Origin of the sequence: Veillonella criceti, assembly GCF_900460315.1 — a bacterium.
Taxonomy (GTDB): Bacteria; Bacillota; Negativicutes; order Veillonellales; family Veillonellaceae; genus Veillonella_A; species Veillonella_A criceti.
In genome coordinates, this window is sequence record NZ_UHIO01000001.1 from 1219056 (window position 1) to 1236462 (window position 17407).

The 17407-nt window shown below is 37.8% G+C and carries 14 protein-coding genes; 2 read left to right on the top strand and 12 right to left on the bottom strand.

Features of this window, described 5'->3' with window-relative positions:
* Positions 1 to 37: 37 nt before the first annotated feature.
* The 3 genes from DYE54_RS05530 to DYE54_RS05540 form a co-directional block, all read right to left on the bottom strand.
* Positions 38 to 1027: an alpha/beta hydrolase gene (locus DYE54_RS05530; protein WP_115310301.1), complete on the bottom strand. Its 990-nt coding sequence runs from the start codon at positions 1025 to 1027 to the stop codon at positions 38 to 40.
* Positions 1028 to 1255: 228 nt separating this feature from the next.
* On the bottom strand, positions 1256 to 2482 hold the full coding sequence (locus tag DYE54_RS05535) for an alpha/beta hydrolase (RefSeq protein WP_172460566.1): 1227 nt from the start codon (positions 2480 to 2482) through the stop codon (positions 1256 to 1258).
* A gap of 105 nt (positions 2483 to 2587) precedes the next feature.
* Positions 2588 to 3748, bottom strand: a complete 1161-nt coding sequence (locus DYE54_RS05540; protein WP_115310302.1) for an MFS transporter — start codon at positions 3746 to 3748, stop codon at positions 2588 to 2590.
* A gap of 279 nt (positions 3749 to 4027) precedes the next feature.
* Here DYE54_RS05540 and DYE54_RS05545 point away from each other — a divergent pair, with 279 nt between their 5' ends.
* Complete coding sequence (locus DYE54_RS05545; protein ID WP_115310303.1) at positions 4028 to 4903, top strand: LysR family transcriptional regulator; 876 nt, start codon at positions 4028 to 4030, stop codon at positions 4901 to 4903.
* Positions 4904 to 5011: 108 nt separating this feature from the next.
* On the opposite strand, the gene DYE54_RS05550 is transcribed toward DYE54_RS05545, so the two are convergent.
* The 8 genes from DYE54_RS05550 to DYE54_RS05585 all read right to left on the bottom strand — a co-directional run bounded on the left by DYE54_RS05550 (position 5012) and on the right by DYE54_RS05585 (position 15283).
* Entirely contained in the window at positions 5012 to 6322 is a 1311-nt protein-coding gene (locus DYE54_RS05550) for a purple acid phosphatase family protein (protein ID WP_115310304.1), read from the bottom strand.
* A gap of 370 nt (positions 6323 to 6692) precedes the next feature.
* Entirely contained in the window at positions 6693 to 7703 is a 1011-nt protein-coding gene (gene mglC, locus DYE54_RS05555; RefSeq protein WP_245935695.1) for a galactose/methyl galactoside ABC transporter permease MglC, read from the bottom strand.
* Positions 7704 to 7712: 9 nt separating this feature from the next.
* Complete coding sequence (locus DYE54_RS05560; RefSeq protein ID WP_115310305.1) at positions 7713 to 9224, bottom strand: sugar ABC transporter ATP-binding protein; 1512 nt, start codon at positions 9222 to 9224, stop codon at positions 7713 to 7715.
* 69 nt (positions 9225 to 9293) lie between these two features.
* Positions 9294 to 10334 (bottom strand): galactose ABC transporter substrate-binding protein, encoded by a 1041-nt coding sequence (locus DYE54_RS05565; protein WP_115310306.1) that lies wholly within the window; start codon positions 10332 to 10334, stop codon positions 9294 to 9296.
* Positions 10335 to 10455: 121 nt separating this feature from the next.
* Complete coding sequence (locus tag DYE54_RS05570) at positions 10456 to 11640, bottom strand: ROK family transcriptional regulator (protein ID WP_115310307.1); 1185 nt, start codon at positions 11638 to 11640, stop codon at positions 10456 to 10458.
* Positions 11641 to 11660: 20 nt separating this feature from the next.
* Entirely contained in the window at positions 11661 to 12815 is a 1155-nt protein-coding gene (locus DYE54_RS05575) for a galactokinase (protein ID WP_115310308.1), read from the bottom strand.
* Entirely contained in the window at positions 12808 to 13803 is a 996-nt protein-coding gene (gene galT, locus DYE54_RS05580; protein WP_115310309.1) for a galactose-1-phosphate uridylyltransferase, read from the bottom strand. The genes DYE54_RS05575 and galT overlap by 8 nt, the downstream gene beginning before the upstream one ends.
* 298 nt (positions 13804 to 14101) lie before the next feature.
* Positions 14102 to 15283 (bottom strand): helix-turn-helix domain-containing protein, encoded by a 1182-nt coding sequence (locus DYE54_RS05585; protein ID WP_115310310.1) that lies wholly within the window; start codon positions 15281 to 15283, stop codon positions 14102 to 14104.
* Between the two features lie 596 nt (positions 15284 to 15879).
* Here DYE54_RS05585 and DYE54_RS05590 point away from each other — a divergent pair.
* Entirely contained in the window at positions 15880 to 16464 is a 585-nt protein-coding gene (locus DYE54_RS05590) for a hypothetical protein (protein WP_115310311.1), read from the top strand.
* A 101-nt stretch (positions 16465 to 16565) separates the two neighbouring features.
* Here the strand turns inward: DYE54_RS05590 and DYE54_RS05595 are convergent, their stop codons facing one another.
* The gene (locus tag DYE54_RS05595; RefSeq protein WP_115310312.1) at positions 16566 to 17345 is read right to left on the bottom strand and encodes a cyclase family protein; all 780 of its coding nucleotides are present in this window, start codon (positions 17343 to 17345) and stop codon (positions 16566 to 16568) included.
* Positions 17346 to 17407 lie beyond the last annotated feature (62 nt).

Here is a 17407-nt window from a genome sequence, read left to right on the forward strand (position 1 = left end):
ACCGTTACCTTTCATAACACACTATGTTATATTTCAATCAATTCATATAACGATTCACAAAATCTTTCATCTCTTGTAAAGAGTCAATCGACTCCTCCATATGAGGCAATAATAAAGCAAAATCATGAGGCATTCCAGGATACACAGTTAGCGTTACTACATTGCCAGCCGCGGCCATATTCGATGCAAAAACTTCCCCTTCGGTCTCAAACAATTCATTGCCTCCCACTTGTATAAGTGTTGGTGGTAACCCTTCTAAGTTAGCATTTATCACAGATAATTTGGCATCTGAAACAGCTAATGTACCAGCATATGCGGGAGTAATAACCGCTTCATATAAAGGAGTACCTACACCTAATACTTGATCTTTAGTGGCATTTTCAGTCCTTGAAGTAGCTACCTTATGTTCAAAATCAGCCCAAGGTGAAGCTAATAACATCACTCCAGGTTGTTCTATCTGATGGTCACGCAAATATAATGACAATGCTACCGCTAAATTGCCGCCAGCCGAATCACCAACAACTATAATATGTTGCCCCTCTATACCAGCAGCCAATAAACTTTTATACACGGTAATAGCATCTTCCAATGCAGCTGGGTATTTATATTCAGGAGCCAAGCGATAATCCACACTATACACATCACTAGCTTCCATCAAAGTTGCTTCTTTTAAGGCCAATGTACGATGATAATCGGTCATGCCAGCCACATAACCACCACCATGAAATTGTAAAATCACACGATTACTTTTAATACGTTCATTATGATAATGCTCTACTGGCACTTGTTCATAATATAACATATCTTTTGACCAGCCATCGGGCATCGTAAACGGAGTCACAGTCTCCTTAGATTGCTGAAACAACACTTTAATTTCATTAGAAATATACGCCTGTTTAGCTTGCCCTGTTAAAACAACCCCTTGTGTAGGTATATCAAGTGGCAATGCCCAAGCTTGTCCCCCTATACTCCCTACAGCCAAAGTGGCTACTAACGCAGCTTTTAATACGTTCCCTTTAATTCCCATGTATACCTCCCATAACGTATCACACACAGTTTACTAAGTAGCACGCTTAATTCTAACCAACTTCTATCTACAAAACTATTAAATACAATAAAATACTACTCATAAGTATTCTTACTTACAAGTAGTATTTTAAATCTTAAAGTTAACTTCAAGTCAACTAAATAATAGAATTTATTGTGTAGCCTTAAATAGCTTTTATCAATTCGCTCTAATTATAGTGACTATTTTTTATTTCAAATTTTTGTGGAAGAATTCAGTAATTTCTTTGAATGGAATCATGTCTGTTTTATCATATAAATCTACATGAGTAGCACCTGGTACTACAAGTAATTGTTTATTATCACCAGTTAACGCTTTCATTACGTCTTCAGACATATAACGGGAATGCGCATTTTCACCAGTAACTAACAATACAGGGCGTGGTGCAATTTCATCTAAATGTGCAGACATACTGAAATTCATAAAACCATATGGCATAACATCGACCCAAGCTGTTGTGGAGTTAATGGAACGTGGGTGATAGCCACGACCAGTACGATAGAAATCAAAGAATTGTTTACCCACTGGATCCATATCAGGAGACGCTACTTCTGGTAATAAATGTCCATCAGTCAACGTAATAAGTTCACCATTTACAATTGGCACTTCATGATACCCTGGCGCCGTTGTACCACGATCAACCATTTCCCAACGTTTATCAGCTAAATAATGTAATACTTTATCACGATCTTCAGCCGTATAATAATCATTTAAGCCCTGACCAATAGAACGGGACATATCATAAAGAACAGACGTAGCCACTGCTTTTACACGTTTATCCATAGCCGCATCAGATAAAGCCATGCCGCCAAAACCACAAATCCCCATAAGACCAATATTATCACGGTCTACATTATCTAAGGAACCTAAAAAGTCAATAGCTGCACTGAAGTCTTCCGTATTAATATCTGGAGAGGCCATATTGCGTGGCGTACCACCACTTTCACCAGTATAGGATGGGTCAAAGGCAATTGTCACAAAACCTTGTTCAGCTAAGGACTGGGCATACAAACCAGAGGTTTGTTCTTTAACTGCCCCAAATGGTCCTGCTACCGCAATAGCGGCCATTTTACCAGTACCAGCTTTTGGTGTATATAAATCACCAACTAAAGTAATCCCATAACGGTTAACAAAAGTAACTTTACGATGATCTACTTTATCACTTTTAGGGAAAATTTTATCCCATTTGCTTTCTAATTTTAATGCTTCTGGTTGATTCATAGGGGAATTGATTTTATCTTGTGCATTTGTTGTTGGTATTACCTGCTGCTGTGCTTCTGCTATATGTTTTGCATTACTTGGAATTGGCACATACGCTACATTAGCTGCATCCACAGTATTAACACCGAATCCATACACCGCTGCCACAGTAGCTGCTAACACAGCTTGTTTTAAAATTGTTTTACGAAATTTCATACTACTTCCTCCTCTAACTCAATAGTAATTTACTCTTTAGCTTTAGTTTAAAAAGTTTCATAAAAAACTAAAATATAACTAATACTATTACTGTTATTTATTTAATTATAGTTGCTGTATACTGCGGGCTTCATAGATACGTTGAAGTCCATACATAACAGTAGCTATAATAACCAAAATAATTCCGCCATACATAGTGGAGCCTACCCCCAGTTGACCAATCCATAGCCCACATAAGGTAGTTCCTACGACAACACCAATGTTAGCGGCTGTAAGAAATAAGCCATTGGCAAAATTGAGTGCTTCATACGCAGCTCGGGTAATCCAATATTGAGTGATATTAGCACATATACCAGCGATAATCCCCCAAAAGAGGACTAAGCTAATCGCTAACCATGCATTCTCGCCGCCTACAATAAATCCCACATACGTGCTTATGATTAATAACAAAACAATTTGTATCGTCCACATAGCTTGTTGGCTCAATAAGCGACCAGCTAACGCACTCCCTACCATATTCATTACACCATATAATAAAAGCGTAACACTTACTATGTTGGCTGTTAAGCCACTAACCGTTAATGCATATTCAACAAAATAATTGTAAACACCATAAATAGAACCATTTAAGGCCATAACAAATAAAATAGCCATCCATAACGTGGGTTTACGCAATACCCGTAACTGTTTGCCATAGGAAATAGCTTCCACAGGCAAATTAGCGGGCACATACAAAAGGGTCATAATAAATACCAGTGCTGTAATAATTGCTGAAAATAAAAAAGCAGCACTTAAATCTACATGAACGGCTAAGAAATTGCTCACTGGAATTCCTACTACCATCCCTGCCGCTACGCCCATATTAATCTTAGCCACAGCTTTAGGGGCATTTTCCTTACCTACCACACTCGCAGCTAATGAAAAGCCCATAGCGCAATATACTGGATGTAATAAAGCAGGAATTAAACGAGCTAAAAATAACACTTCAAAAGTCGTCGCCCACGCAGCCACTATACTAGCTATGGTAAACACAGCTAATATTAATAGCATTAGCGGTTTTCTTGGTAATTTAGATAACAATAAGGGCATCGTTGGTCCGGCTATGGCTACCCCAAAAGCAAATATACTTAATAAAGTACCCGCTTGAATCAACGATACATTATACTGCTCAGCAATATAGGGTAAAACACCTATAATGCCCATTTCCGTATTTAATATACCAAATACACCAATTGCTAAAATATAAACTAATTTTGATGAATTCATTATCACAGCTCCTTCATCTAAGATTATCTTGTACCTAACCCAGATAATCTACGCTTAAGTATCACCATACAGATGGTCTATATAGTGACCCCAGTAACTCTATTATATTCAATTCCATAAATATAACAATTATTTATAATTTATACCTAGATATTCTTTTAATCTATTTCTATTTTGTATATACTATAAGTAAGTTAAGATACTGATTACTGGCAAATAGTATTGTTTTAATCCATTTGACAAACTTTACAAGAAAACATATATAAAAGGATATAAGCTATGGAAACTCGTGTATTACGCTACTTTTTAGAAATGGCGCGCGAAGGCAATATGTCTCGAGCTGCTAAAAAACTCCACATCACACAACCAACTATGTCAAAACAATTGCGCGACCTAGAATCTGAATTAGGGGTCAAACTATACGCTCGAACCAATTACAATATTGAATTAACCGAAGCTGGCCATCTATTAGAAAAACGAGCTCATGATATTGTCGACTTAGTCGATAAGACAGTCTTAGAATTTAAAAATTATGCGACCTTAGCGGAAGGAACAATCTATGTAGGGAGTGCCGAATCAGAATCCTTTAGCTTTGTAGCTAAAACCATTAAAAACCTTCGTATTACCTATCCGGGTATCCATCTACATCTTTTTAGCGGTAATATTCAAGATGTCCTAGAACAATTAGATAAGGGCATTCTCGATTTCGCGTTCATCATGGACTACGAAGAATCAACTAAATACGACAGTCTTAAAATACCTACTGTCGACCATTGGGGCTTACTCATCCCTAAAAAAGATGCCCTTAGCCAAAGAGACTCCCTTTGTTTAGACGACCTATTCGGACTGCCCCTTATTTGCTCACGTCAAAATATGATGATTGATTTCCCCCGTTGGTTTGGTAACCAAGCTAATAAATTGCAAATCATCGCTACCTATAATCTGCTCTATAATGCAGCCATTATGGTTCGTGAAAACGTGGGCTACGCCCTAACTTATGATAAAATTACAAATACCGCCTTAGATAGTAAACTGACCTTTGTTCCCTTAGTCGATGTCAATGCCTCCGCCATGTTTTGTTTATGGCGCAAACAACATACCTTTAGTAATGTAGCCCATTTATTTTTAAACGAGTTAAAACTTCAACTAAAATAAACCCACAATAACACAAAACGAGCCTTCTCTTTTAGAGGCTCGTTTTAAATTTACCTTGAATATTTTGTTATTAATATTGTACACCTATTTTAATGAGTAGTACCGTCCCTATTTACGTAAGACCACCTCATCAAACAAAGTACCATCAAACCAAAAGGCCTTTACCATTAAGGTCTCGCCTTGACGACTTAATACTAAATAATTAGATTTATCATCCCTAGCTGGTGCATATACATCTAATGGGTGAGGTTTCCAATGCTCATTATAATATATATCACCAGCAACACCACTCACTATGTAATAAGGCCCTGTTTCACTGCGCTTAAACTCACTAATATGCCCATGCCTTCGATACATATGATAATGTCCAGATAATACCAAATCAACCTTATACTTTTCAAAAATAGGCATAAAGGTTTTGCCAATATCAGAGAATCCCGACTTACTAAACGGGTTCTGAACTTCTTCATACGCTAATACATCACGATGCATAAGCACAACGTTCCAAGTTCCCTTAGACTGTTCCAAATCATTAGTCAGCCAAATAAGTTCCATCGTTATCATGTCTTGCCGTAACAGTTCAGGCACAGCATCAAATTCAGTATCGATTACTATAAAATGAACATCCCCATAATCAAAGGAGTAATACGGCTCACGCCGCAACGATGAATTGGCCTGTACAAAAGGGAAAAAATGTGCATAAGCCAAAGGAGCACGTAATTTTGAATCATGTGCATATAACTCATGATAGCCAATCACACCGGCAAAAGGAACATTAGCAATCATAGGATTGACTGCATTAAACCATGCATTCCACTGCGAGGCCGATTCGCCATTATCTACTAAATCGCCTAAATTGGCAAAAAACTGCACATTAGGGTTTTGACTATATGCTGTTTTCACTAAATTCGCCCATTGGCTATAATCCTTTGACTGTGAGTCTGGAAAAATAAGGGCTGAAAATTGCTTACTTGCTTTTGTACTTAATGAATGCCACTCATCATCCGTGTATCCTTCACGGCCTACTTGATACACATAGTCTTGATTAGGTTCTAAATCGCGCAAATCTACACGATATATATATCGCTTCTCTTTGTCATCCTCAAACATTTCAGACACTGCATACACTGTCTGAATCGTATCATCACTACTACCTTTTATTTTATATTTAATAATTGAATTTGCCTGTAATTCTTTCGTTTCCCATAAAATAATACGTCGCGTACTCATATCTGGGGTTACCAGTTGACGTATATGTAATGGCTTACTATTAGGAATTGGCATATATTTGTGGTATCCCGCCACTAAGTCTTGCCAAATGCCCGCGTCCTTTCCATCTACCTCATCATGACTCCACCATACAAAAGTCATCACAAGACACACAAAAATGGCGCTTACGGTTAGGCCCGCACGCTTCATAATCTCTTGTACTCCACTTCTATATATTTTTTACCGCCACCACAACACATACATAAATATACATATTATTTCACCCTACAATATACATATCTATATATACATTTAAATATCTCTATCATACTATACACTACTATCATTATATATCATTAATTATATATAACGCAAGATTTATAATAAACTTTCATTAATTACATATCTATACGCTAATATACGATAATTACTATCCACAAGGACAAATTCATTATAAATAGACCTTATTTTTACTACATACACAAGAAAAGAGAAATCAACGAATCGAAAAATTATTCATTGATTTCTCTTTTTTAAACATTTTAGTGCAAATTAAATCAAATCAGCTCTTATTCATTTTTTATTTGCGTGCTAAATATTTACGAACGTCTACAGCTACGGCAATAACAATGATTAACCCTTTAATAATTAACTGCCAATATGGACCCATACCAACGAAGGTTAAACCATAGTTAATAACTGTAAAAATAAGTACCCCAGCAATGATGCCTGGCACAGTACCAATACCACCAGTAACAGATACGCCCCCTACTACAGCCGCTGCGATAGCATCCAATTCGTACATGTTACCATAGTTATTCGTTGCCCCACCAGTACGAGCCGCTTCTAAAATACCACCTACACCATATAGAGCCCCAGCAATAACATAAATAGCAATTAAAGTAGTCGCTACATTAATCCCTGATACAACGGCCGCTTGCGGATTGCCACCAATGGCAAACATATTTTTACCAAGAACAGTCTTGTTATATACAATCCACATTACAAACGCAATCACTGCTGCAATAATGACAATATAGGGTATTGTAATAACCCCTAAATCGAGCGAACCAGACCCAAATACAGTAAATTCAGGACGTAGACCGCCAATTGGTTGTGAGTTATTTGGCTCCATGTCAAAATACAAAGAACATACACCATAAGTCATAACCATAGTCCCTAATGTAGCAATAAAAGGAACAATCTTTAAATACGCTACAATTAAGCCCGAAATAAGACCAACTAAGGCCCCTACAGCAATGGCAATAATAATCGGCAAAAAGGTTGGTAATTGTGGCACTTGTTCAAAAAATGGATGCGGATAATTAGGCATTTGAGATAAAGAGGCTGATACAACAGCCGTCAAACCAACCACACGCCCTGCTGATAAGTCACACCCCGCCGTAATCAAAATCATAGCCGACCCTAAGGCAATGATAACACGTGGTGAAGATTGAATTAAAATATCACGAAAACTCGTCATCGATAAAAAGTTAGGGCTATAAATAGAAATCGCTGCTACTAAAACAACTAGTACAATATAAATAGCATTTTGCGTCATAAACTTGCTAATGCGTGATCCACTCATCATTATGTCCTCCTATACTAAACCTGCTGTAGCAAGTTCCATGATTTTTTCTTCGGTTGCTTCCTTAGCATCAATAATACCTTCCATAATGCCATTGCTCATAACCATAATACGGTCACTCATACCTAATAGCTCTGACATTTCCGAAGAAATCATGATTACACTTTTCCCTTGCGAAGCTAGGCGATTAATAATCGTATAAATTTCATATTTAGCACCCACATCAATACCACGAGTCGGCTCATCAAGCAGTAAAATTTCAGGATTGGTATTTAGCCATCTAGAAATCAATACTTTTTGCTGATTACCACCAGACAACGATTGAATGCGAGTCTGTGTATCAGGAGTTTTAATACGCAGGGAAGTGACTCCTTCTTGCGTATCAATTTCACGCAATTTATCATTTAATAGACCCGCTTTATTACGATATTTAGGCATACAAGCGATGGTGTTATTATCCACAATATTAAGCATTGGGAAAATGCCTGTCGCCCGCCGTTCTTCTGTCAATAAAGCGATATGATGTTTCTTAGCATCTCGAGGACTCTTAATCTTTACTTCCTTACCATGAATAAAAATCTTACCAGAAGCTAAATGGCGAAGACCAAATAAGGCTTCAATCACTTCTGTTCGCTGGGCCCCTACGAGACCGCCAATGCCGAGAACTTCACCTTTATGGAGAGAAAAATTAACATCTTTAAAGGAATGATCGCGAATCGAGGTCATGCCTTCTACACGTAATACTTCTTCGCCCGGTTCATTCGTTTTCTCTGGGAATAATTGAGTCATTTCACGGCCAACCATCCGCTTAATTATAAGATCCGTCGTCAATTCTTCGGAGGGCCAAGTGCCTATATAATTACCATCACGCATAATCGTTACTTCGTCCGATATGCGGAGGATTTCTTCCATTTTATGAGAAATGTAAATGATGGCCACGCCTTTTGCTTTCAAGCTTTCTATAATTTTAAATAAGTGCTCTACTTCATCACTTGTCAGCGACGAGGTTGGTTCATCCATTACAATAATCCGTGAACTATGAGACACGGCTTTAGCAATTTCAATACTCTGTAATTTTGAAACAGACAGATGCCCTGCTAGTTCTTCAGGATCAATATCTACATCAATTTCTTTGAATAAAGCTAATGTATCGTCTTTCATTTTTTTATGGTCCACTAACTTAAGAGGACCATACTGTTTAGTTGGGAATCGTCCCAACCATAAATTTTCCATTACATTTCGTTGTAGCACTGGATATAATTCCTGATGAATCATAGAAATACCTAATTCCAATGCGGTTCGTGAATCAGCGATTTCTACTGGTTCACCATTAAGTATAATTTGTCCTTCATCCTGTTTGTATATGCCAAATAAGCATTTCATCAAGGTCGATTTCCCAGCACCATTTTCACCCATCAGCGCATGTACCGAACCTGGACGGAGCCGCAGAGATACATCATTTAGTGCTTTTACGCCGGGAAATGATTTGGTTATATGTTGCATCTCTAAAATATACTCACTCATGCTTGCCCTCCTACCAGTTATAGTAAGTAAGGGAGGCCTGCAACAAGCCTCCCCACCTTACTGTATGACTTATTTATCACCTAAGATTTGATCTGCATTGTCCTTTGTTACGATTTCATAAGGAACCCAAATATATTGTTTGTCAATAATTTCAAAGCCTACATTGTCTTTTGTTGGCGTTTCACCTTTGGATAATACTAGCATTAAGTTAAATACAGCATCCCCTTGTTTCTTCGCATTATTAAGCACCGTACCTAATAATGTACCATCTTTCAAGGCTTGAACAGCTGGTGCCGTAGCATCTACCCCTACTACTGGCATATATTTACCATCTTTGAAGTAGCCTGCTGCTTTTAATGCTTCAATAGCGCCAAGCGCCATATCATCATTGTTAGAAATTACAGCATCAATTCTATCGCCATAGCTAGATAAGAAAGCTGCCATTTTTTCCTGACCTTTTACACGATCCCACATAGCTGTATCTTGTGCAATTTCATCAACTTGAATGCCTTCTTTTTTGAGGGATTCAATAACATATTTGGAGCGAAGTTCAGCATCTTGATGGCCTGGTTCACCTTTAATTAATACATAGTGTAATACATTGTCTTTGCTCTTGTAAGCTTCTGGATGTTTTTTGAAGTAATCAGCTAAGATTTTACCTTGCATTTCACCGCTTTGTTCAGCTTTAGCCCCTACATAGTATACTTTGTCCCATTTAGCCATATCTTCAGTTAATGGTTCACGGTTCATGAATACAACTGGCACATTCGCTGCTTTAGCTTTTTCTATGATACCACCAGCTGCTGGACGGTCAACAATGTTAACACCAATGGCTTTGTACTTTTTGTTAAGGAATAAATCAACTTTTTCATTCTGTGTTGGTTGGGAATTCTGACTATCTACGATATCTACTTTTGCTTTGCCTTTAGCATCTGCATCGATACGAGCACGTACACCACTCATGAAGGTATCGTCAAATTTGTAAATGGCTACCCCTACTTGTGGTAAATCGCCACCACCAGAACTACCAGAATCACTGCCACAACCACTCACTACCAAAGCCCCTACTGCGAAGGTTGCTAACATTGCTGCTTTCCATGCCTTTTTCACAAGAAATTCCTCCTTTAAGATGAAACTGTAGACTCTATATTTCGCTATCAATTAGCGGTTCTACCTAATACCATACTTCACACATAACTAAATGCCCACCTAAGAACATCAGTCATACACCTCAACGACCACCACTAAGCCATACTTCACTGGCGCGTCGACTACTTACAATATCTACCATTCCCAACAAGGTATAATAACTACCATTACCAGAGTAAACTAAATCCACCGCCTGCGCGCGATGTAAATTCTTCTCTAATACAGTCCGTAATATAGGATCCATAGTGCCTACCGCATTCCCCATTGCACTACTTAATATAATCCGTTGCGGATTAATCATATTATATAAATTAGCTAAAGTAATCCCTAAATATTTACCCACTCGGTTTAATGCTTCTAGACAAATTTCATCGCCTTCCACAGCCGCTTCATAAATAGGCTCTACACGAAACGCATCCGCCAAGATGTCTTGATTAGTCGCTACTTTTGATAAACGCCCTTTCTTAATCTCAGCCAATACATATTCACGAATCGCTGTTTCTGAAGCCACCTCTTCTAAACGAGTGAATACATTACTTTTAGCTTCATCAATATCAATCACCGAATAGCCAATTTCGCCAGCATAATCATTATACCCACGATATAAGGAACCATGATAAATTAACGATGCCCCTAAACCATAGCTAAACTTTAATACTAATAAATTTTCAATGCCCTTACCACTGCCATAATAATATTCGCCAGTCGACAAGCATCGCACATCATTTTCTACATAGGTAGGTAACTGAAAACGTTCTTCTAAAATATATTTAAAAGGAATATTAGTCCACTTACCATTAGGGGAATAAATAGAAATACCCTTCTTTGAATCTACGGGGCCTCGCAAAATTAAGCCAATAGCAGCAATAGTCCAGCGCATATCTTCAATAATATCTTCTGCACAACGATAAATAGTATTCAAAATTGCTTCTACGGTTAAGCCAATAATAGATTGCTTCATTTGATGTAGAATCACACCACCAGATTGCACAACATAACAAACTACATTGTGAGTCCGTACATGAATGATAAGAAGCATCTCTTTTTGCTCATTAAATTTCAAGAGCATAGAGGGGCGGCCCAAAGCACTGCGTTCTTGTCGATCTTCATAGATTAATCCTTTATCTGCTAAGGTATTGCAAATATTCGTCACCGTCGGTGGCGTTATCCCCGTATTTCTCGCAATAATAGCCTTGGAAACCGACCCATTACGGCGTATGTAATTTAATATAATTTCATCATTACTCAATACCTGCTTAGATTGCATCCCTTCACCTCCTCAGGTATTTACAAAGTATATACGCCATCACCAATTTCAGCATCATATAAAGTAGGCTCTGTCCCAATGGCTGTTTCATATAATTTAGGCACATTCGCTTTAAAAGCGGCCACATTTTCACTGGCAACTAAAGCAATAGCGCAACCGCCAAAGCCCGCACCAGTCATGCGAGAAGCCAAACAGCCAGGCTGTTTCCGTGCAATCTCCACAATAGTATCTAACTCTACCCCACTAACTTCATAGTCATTGCGCAAAGATGTATGAGACGCCGTAATAATCTCGGCAATCTTCGCTGTATCACCGACCTGCAAGGCTTCTATAAAAGCTAACACTCTAAGGTTTTCAGTAATCGCATGACGAGCACGGCGACGTAATACATCATCAGCTATCAGTTCTAAGTCAGCTTCTGTACCAAGCGATAAACCTGTCAGCGGATGATGTTTTTGAATCTCTGCTAAAGCAGCATCACATTCCGCTTTACGTTCATTAAACTTAGAATCTACCAACCCACGCTTTTTATTCGTATTCATAATAATAAGGTGATAATCACCCCAATTAAGTGGCACATGCTTAAATTCCATGCCCGTACAATCTAACAATACACCATGACCTTCTTTACCATGACTAATAGCAAATTGATCCATAATGCCAACCTTAACACCAACAAAATTATATTCGACCTGTTGTGCCATTTCAGCCAGCTTCGTACGGTCAATTGGTGTGAGTCCTAAATGGCTCCATAGCATATAGCCCGTTAAATCTAAAATGCAAGCAGACGAAGACAAGCCAGCCCCAGCAGGTAAATTACCAGAGAAAAATAGATCCATACCTGGTAAATGATGACCTTCTTTTTTTAGAAAATCAATAATGCCTAATGGATAGTTGGCCCAATCACGAGCCACATCATAGACTAATTCATCATTAACATCAACGACAACCGTCGTTTCCATATTCTCCGAATAGAGACGAACCTTTGAATCGTCCCGTAGACGCATAGCTCCCCAAATCCCACAGGTTAAGGCTGCGGGAAAGACATGACCACCATTATAATCTTGATGTTCACCAATAATATTCACACGCCCCGGGGCAAAATAGCAATCAATGGGCTTTCCAGTATCTCCGAATTGCTCAATAAATTTAGCTATTAGTTCCTCTTTATTCATTATTCATATCTTCCTTTTCTAAAATTTGATTAACTAACTGGCGCAGTACCGGTGCCGTTTCTTCTACAGCACTAGTATTCGCAGCGGCCCAAGCGCCCATTTCAGACGAAGCATAATATTTAATCTTATTCGCTTCTCTAAATGGTGGGTAAAACTCAATATGGAAATGATAATAATCTTTCGCTTTGTTATATTCAGGACTATTCACAGGCCTCTGATGATACACCATCATATACGGGAAAGGAGCTTTAAATAATTCATCAAACGCTTGCGTTACCACTTTTAAAATACGTGCTAAGTCTTCCCGTTCTTTTGCCGTACAATCAGAAAGCATCCCCAGATGGCGTTTAGAAACAACAAATACACCATATGGATAATCTGTAAAGAATGGAATATACGCTACAAAGCTATCATTTTCTGCTACAATGCGTTTGCCCGAATCTTTCTCTTCTTCAGTCATCTGGCAAAGCAAACAACGTTTCCGCTTTTCATAATGAGCTTTACAATTGTGAAGTTCTGTCTCGATTTTCTGTGGCACAAATGGATACCCATAAATTTGGCCATGTGGATGTGGCATCGTCACGCCCACCGCTTCCCCTTTATTTTCAAAAGGATACACATATTTAATTCGTTTATCAGCACTCAGTGCTGTACAACGATCAGCAATCAAATCGAGTAATTCCACAATATGAGCGACCGATAAGTCATAAAACTTCACATTATGTCGTGGTGAATATAAAATAACTTCGCACTTGCCATAATTTTCTGCGCTCTTATAAAAACCACCATCCCAATAAGGTGCTTCTGGATGTTGGGTCAACGCCGGAAAATCATTATCATAGGCATACACAGTAAACTCTGAAGGCACCTTTTTCCCTTCACCAGGGCAAAACGGACACCAATCTTTTGGCATATTGGGACGCAATTTACGGTTTGATGCGACCATCGTCCATGTGCCGAGCAATGGATTCCATCTTAATTCTGACATATTATCCGCTCCTCGCACTTAATAAACTACTTAAGAAAATATATTATAAATATATTCTTTCATATGTTACTCTTTTTTTCAAGCTACAAATGACAATCCCTCATACCAATTTCACATACCACTCAAATAATCAAAAAAGAGGTCATAAAGTCGCATTGTAGCTACTACTTTATAACCTCTTATCTTCTTTTATATTATGAATACCCTTAAAAACAGTATTAATTACTTAATTATTTAATTAAGTATAACCTAAAAACATATATAAACTTCGATTGAATACTATCTCTAACGATTCCTATTATTTCTTCTGTTCTTTGCTAATTAAATCTGTCAAATCTGTTTCAATGACATTAGCCATTAAATCTTCATACGATATATCTTCAGTTAATGCCGCTTCATTTACTTGCCCATATTCATTATTAGATTGATCCCATTCGCGACGTTCTGCTTTTAAACCATGTTCATCTAATATTTCATCATCATAACTGGTAAGTAACGGATTGTGCCGTGATCGCTCAGCTATGGTTTGTGAAGTAACCGCCGCTATAGGTTGCGCCGTTTTATCAGCAGTACTATCAGTTGCAGTAACACCAGCCTCTTGTAAAGCCTGTACCAAAGCACTGGTATCTGTAATTTCACCAATATTACGCCATACTTCAAGTTCATCACTATCTATTAATGTAAAAAGATAAGCCCAGACAATTCGATTATGTCGTCTAAAATCAGTAACCACACGCGCTACTTTCGATGTGATACCTACTTCTTTAGCAGCGTCTTCGATAATGCGCAACAACTCTACCGTATGCCCATTAGCAATCGCTTTTACAGAGGAGGTAACAATCTCACCTAGTCGTATATGTAATGCCGACTCGGCTTTACTACCAACTTTAGCCTCATAAATCTTACGCAACTTGGAACGTACCAACATAGCTTCTTCAGAGCCAATATGCATGAAAACGATACTCATCCCTTGATCGTCTAAACGTTCGCCAAAAAGGCGTGTCATCCCCGCTTCACTAATCAAGAAAGTACCATCGCTTTCCCTACATTCCGTTTCATTAAAGCAATTAAGCCCTGTTCCTTGGCAAGCTTTAATAACAGCCGTCAAACCAACTTCCCATAATTTGGCTGCTTCACTATCCGTAAATACTTGGTCCACTACAGGTTTTGCCTTTTTAGGCGTAGGTTTCTTAATTGCTAATTCAGCTAAAGTACTCGCACTATGTTCTTCAAAATAAGGCTTTTCAAATTCATAACGAGCCTGTCCCACCATCTGCAATAACACATCATCTGGTTTTTCATAATATCGCCCGTGAAATGGATCCTTACCATACCAATTAACAACTACATCATCGATGACTACGAGTTGAAGTGTATCATATACGGACAACGTCCCTTTTTCAATGGCTTTGCTTACTTGCGCAGCTAATGCCAAATACCCTTTTCTCATAGCCTCTGAATCACAACGAAATTCTCGCATTCTACACATCCTTTCTATCAACATCGCCAGTCTGTTGAAATCTTCCTTTTATTCTAATTATCAAAATCTACATTCAATCCTTTTAATTAATATATTAAAAATACAAGGCAAGAATAATACTCTCTTTGTTAATACATGCTACATAAATAAGTATATATATCAGAATAGCTAAAAATAAAAATGTAAATATATATATTACTATTATTAAGCCATCATTTTATAACTCTATAAGTATCGCAAAGAGAAACTTCCATATGATAGATATTCTTCCATATTTTATAATAACAGTAAAATTTAATATGCGCTAGAGTAAATATCATTTAAATCATATACGCTATACATTTTTAGAATAGCAAAGGAAATGAGTATTCAATTTAAGAATTTTATTATAAAAATTTTTAGATATTTTCTCTTACACTCACATAAATTTATTATAATCAACTCTGTTAACTACTAATAAATATAACAATTAAATTGTTAAAAATTATTTTTTTCGTCCATTCCCTTGAAATTTCTGTCCTTTTTGTGCTATAATCTAAATATAGATAAAAATCGATATTCAATTTGATGTTCATTTTGAAGGGAGAATAGATATTATGAAATTACAGAAAACATTACTTTTAGGTTTAGCATTCGCAACAGTAGCAGGTGTCGCTTCTGCTAAAACATTGCCAGCTGATCAATGGTACTGGGTACATTCTGATAAAGATTACACAACTCGCGTAAATGTACAGTCCATCAACTATGATGTAAATACTGATACAGCAAACTTCCAGGCTGCGGCTGTAAACCCTAACACAGGTCTTACTGATGTTGTTAATTATAAATTAGACTTTACTAACAACACCATGTATACCTATCAGAAAGATGTATACCCTAACAACTCTGAAACCATTCAGAGTACAACCAATGCAAATGGCGCTGGTCATGCAATCCAACCTAACACAGCTGATGCTGCCCTAGAAAACGTAGTCGCTAACCTTGCTAACCGCAATTACCAATTAAAGAACAAACCTGACATCGCTATCACACCTGTTGAAGCACAACAGAAAAAAGTAGAAGATGCTAAAATTGCGGCTACTTGGCAGAATGCTAAAGTAAAAAGTGCTAACGAATTCCAGAAAACTGATGTAATCATCGAAAACACTGATACGGAAGCAGCTCAACCTGAAAAGAAATAAGATAATATAGCCAATGAGCAAGTGTAACCGTTGTATGCATTGCTCGCTATTAGTAACAGCCCCCACGGCTTAGGCCGTGGGGGCTGTTTGATTACAAATTATTAATTTTCAACTAACGCAAATACTCTCGCTGTAGAGCCTGTACCATTTTTTAATCGTGGAAAAGTTACGAAAATAATCGCTCCTACTGGTGGCAACTCATCTAAATGAGCTAACACTTCAACTTGAATCCTATCTTGCGATAAAATATATTGTTCAGCCGGCAAAGGATGGCTGTCAGGTTGAAACGCTCGAATCGCTGCATCTGTATCTGCGGTCTCATGACCAATGGCCCCAATATTACGCTCTTTTACCAAAAACTCTAAGGTAGGAATCGGCCAACCAGGAGAATGTGGCTTTCCTTCAGCATCTTTATTCTCAAAATCATTAGCAGGCCGTTTATACCAATCAGTCCGGAAAGCTACAAAAGCACCTTCAGGAATACGGCCATATTTAGCTTCAAAAGCTAAAATATCTTCAATTGATAATTCATAATCAGGATTTTGTGCTACCTCATGCGACTTATCGATAACAACTAAAGGATATACCATTTCTTCAACGCGAAGTTGATCCTGGGTCCGCCCCTTAGGATCAAAATGAATCGGTGCATCAACATGGGTTCCATATTGCCCCACTACTGTATATTCCTTAATCTGCATAGGTGCTGCGGTCCAAGTATCACCTTCTTTTTTATTCTCTGGATAATCATAAAGCACAGTCTCTTTTAATGGTTGAAAGCCCCACCAATGTGGCGTTTCAGGACTTAACTCATGTGTTAAATCAACAAAACGATATTTTGACGACTTCCAAGCCGCCACCTGTTCCCATAAATGTAAACTCATAGTCTCTCCTCTTTTCTCTATGCTTACTTGATTACGTAAATATCCGTTTGTGTACGGTAGAT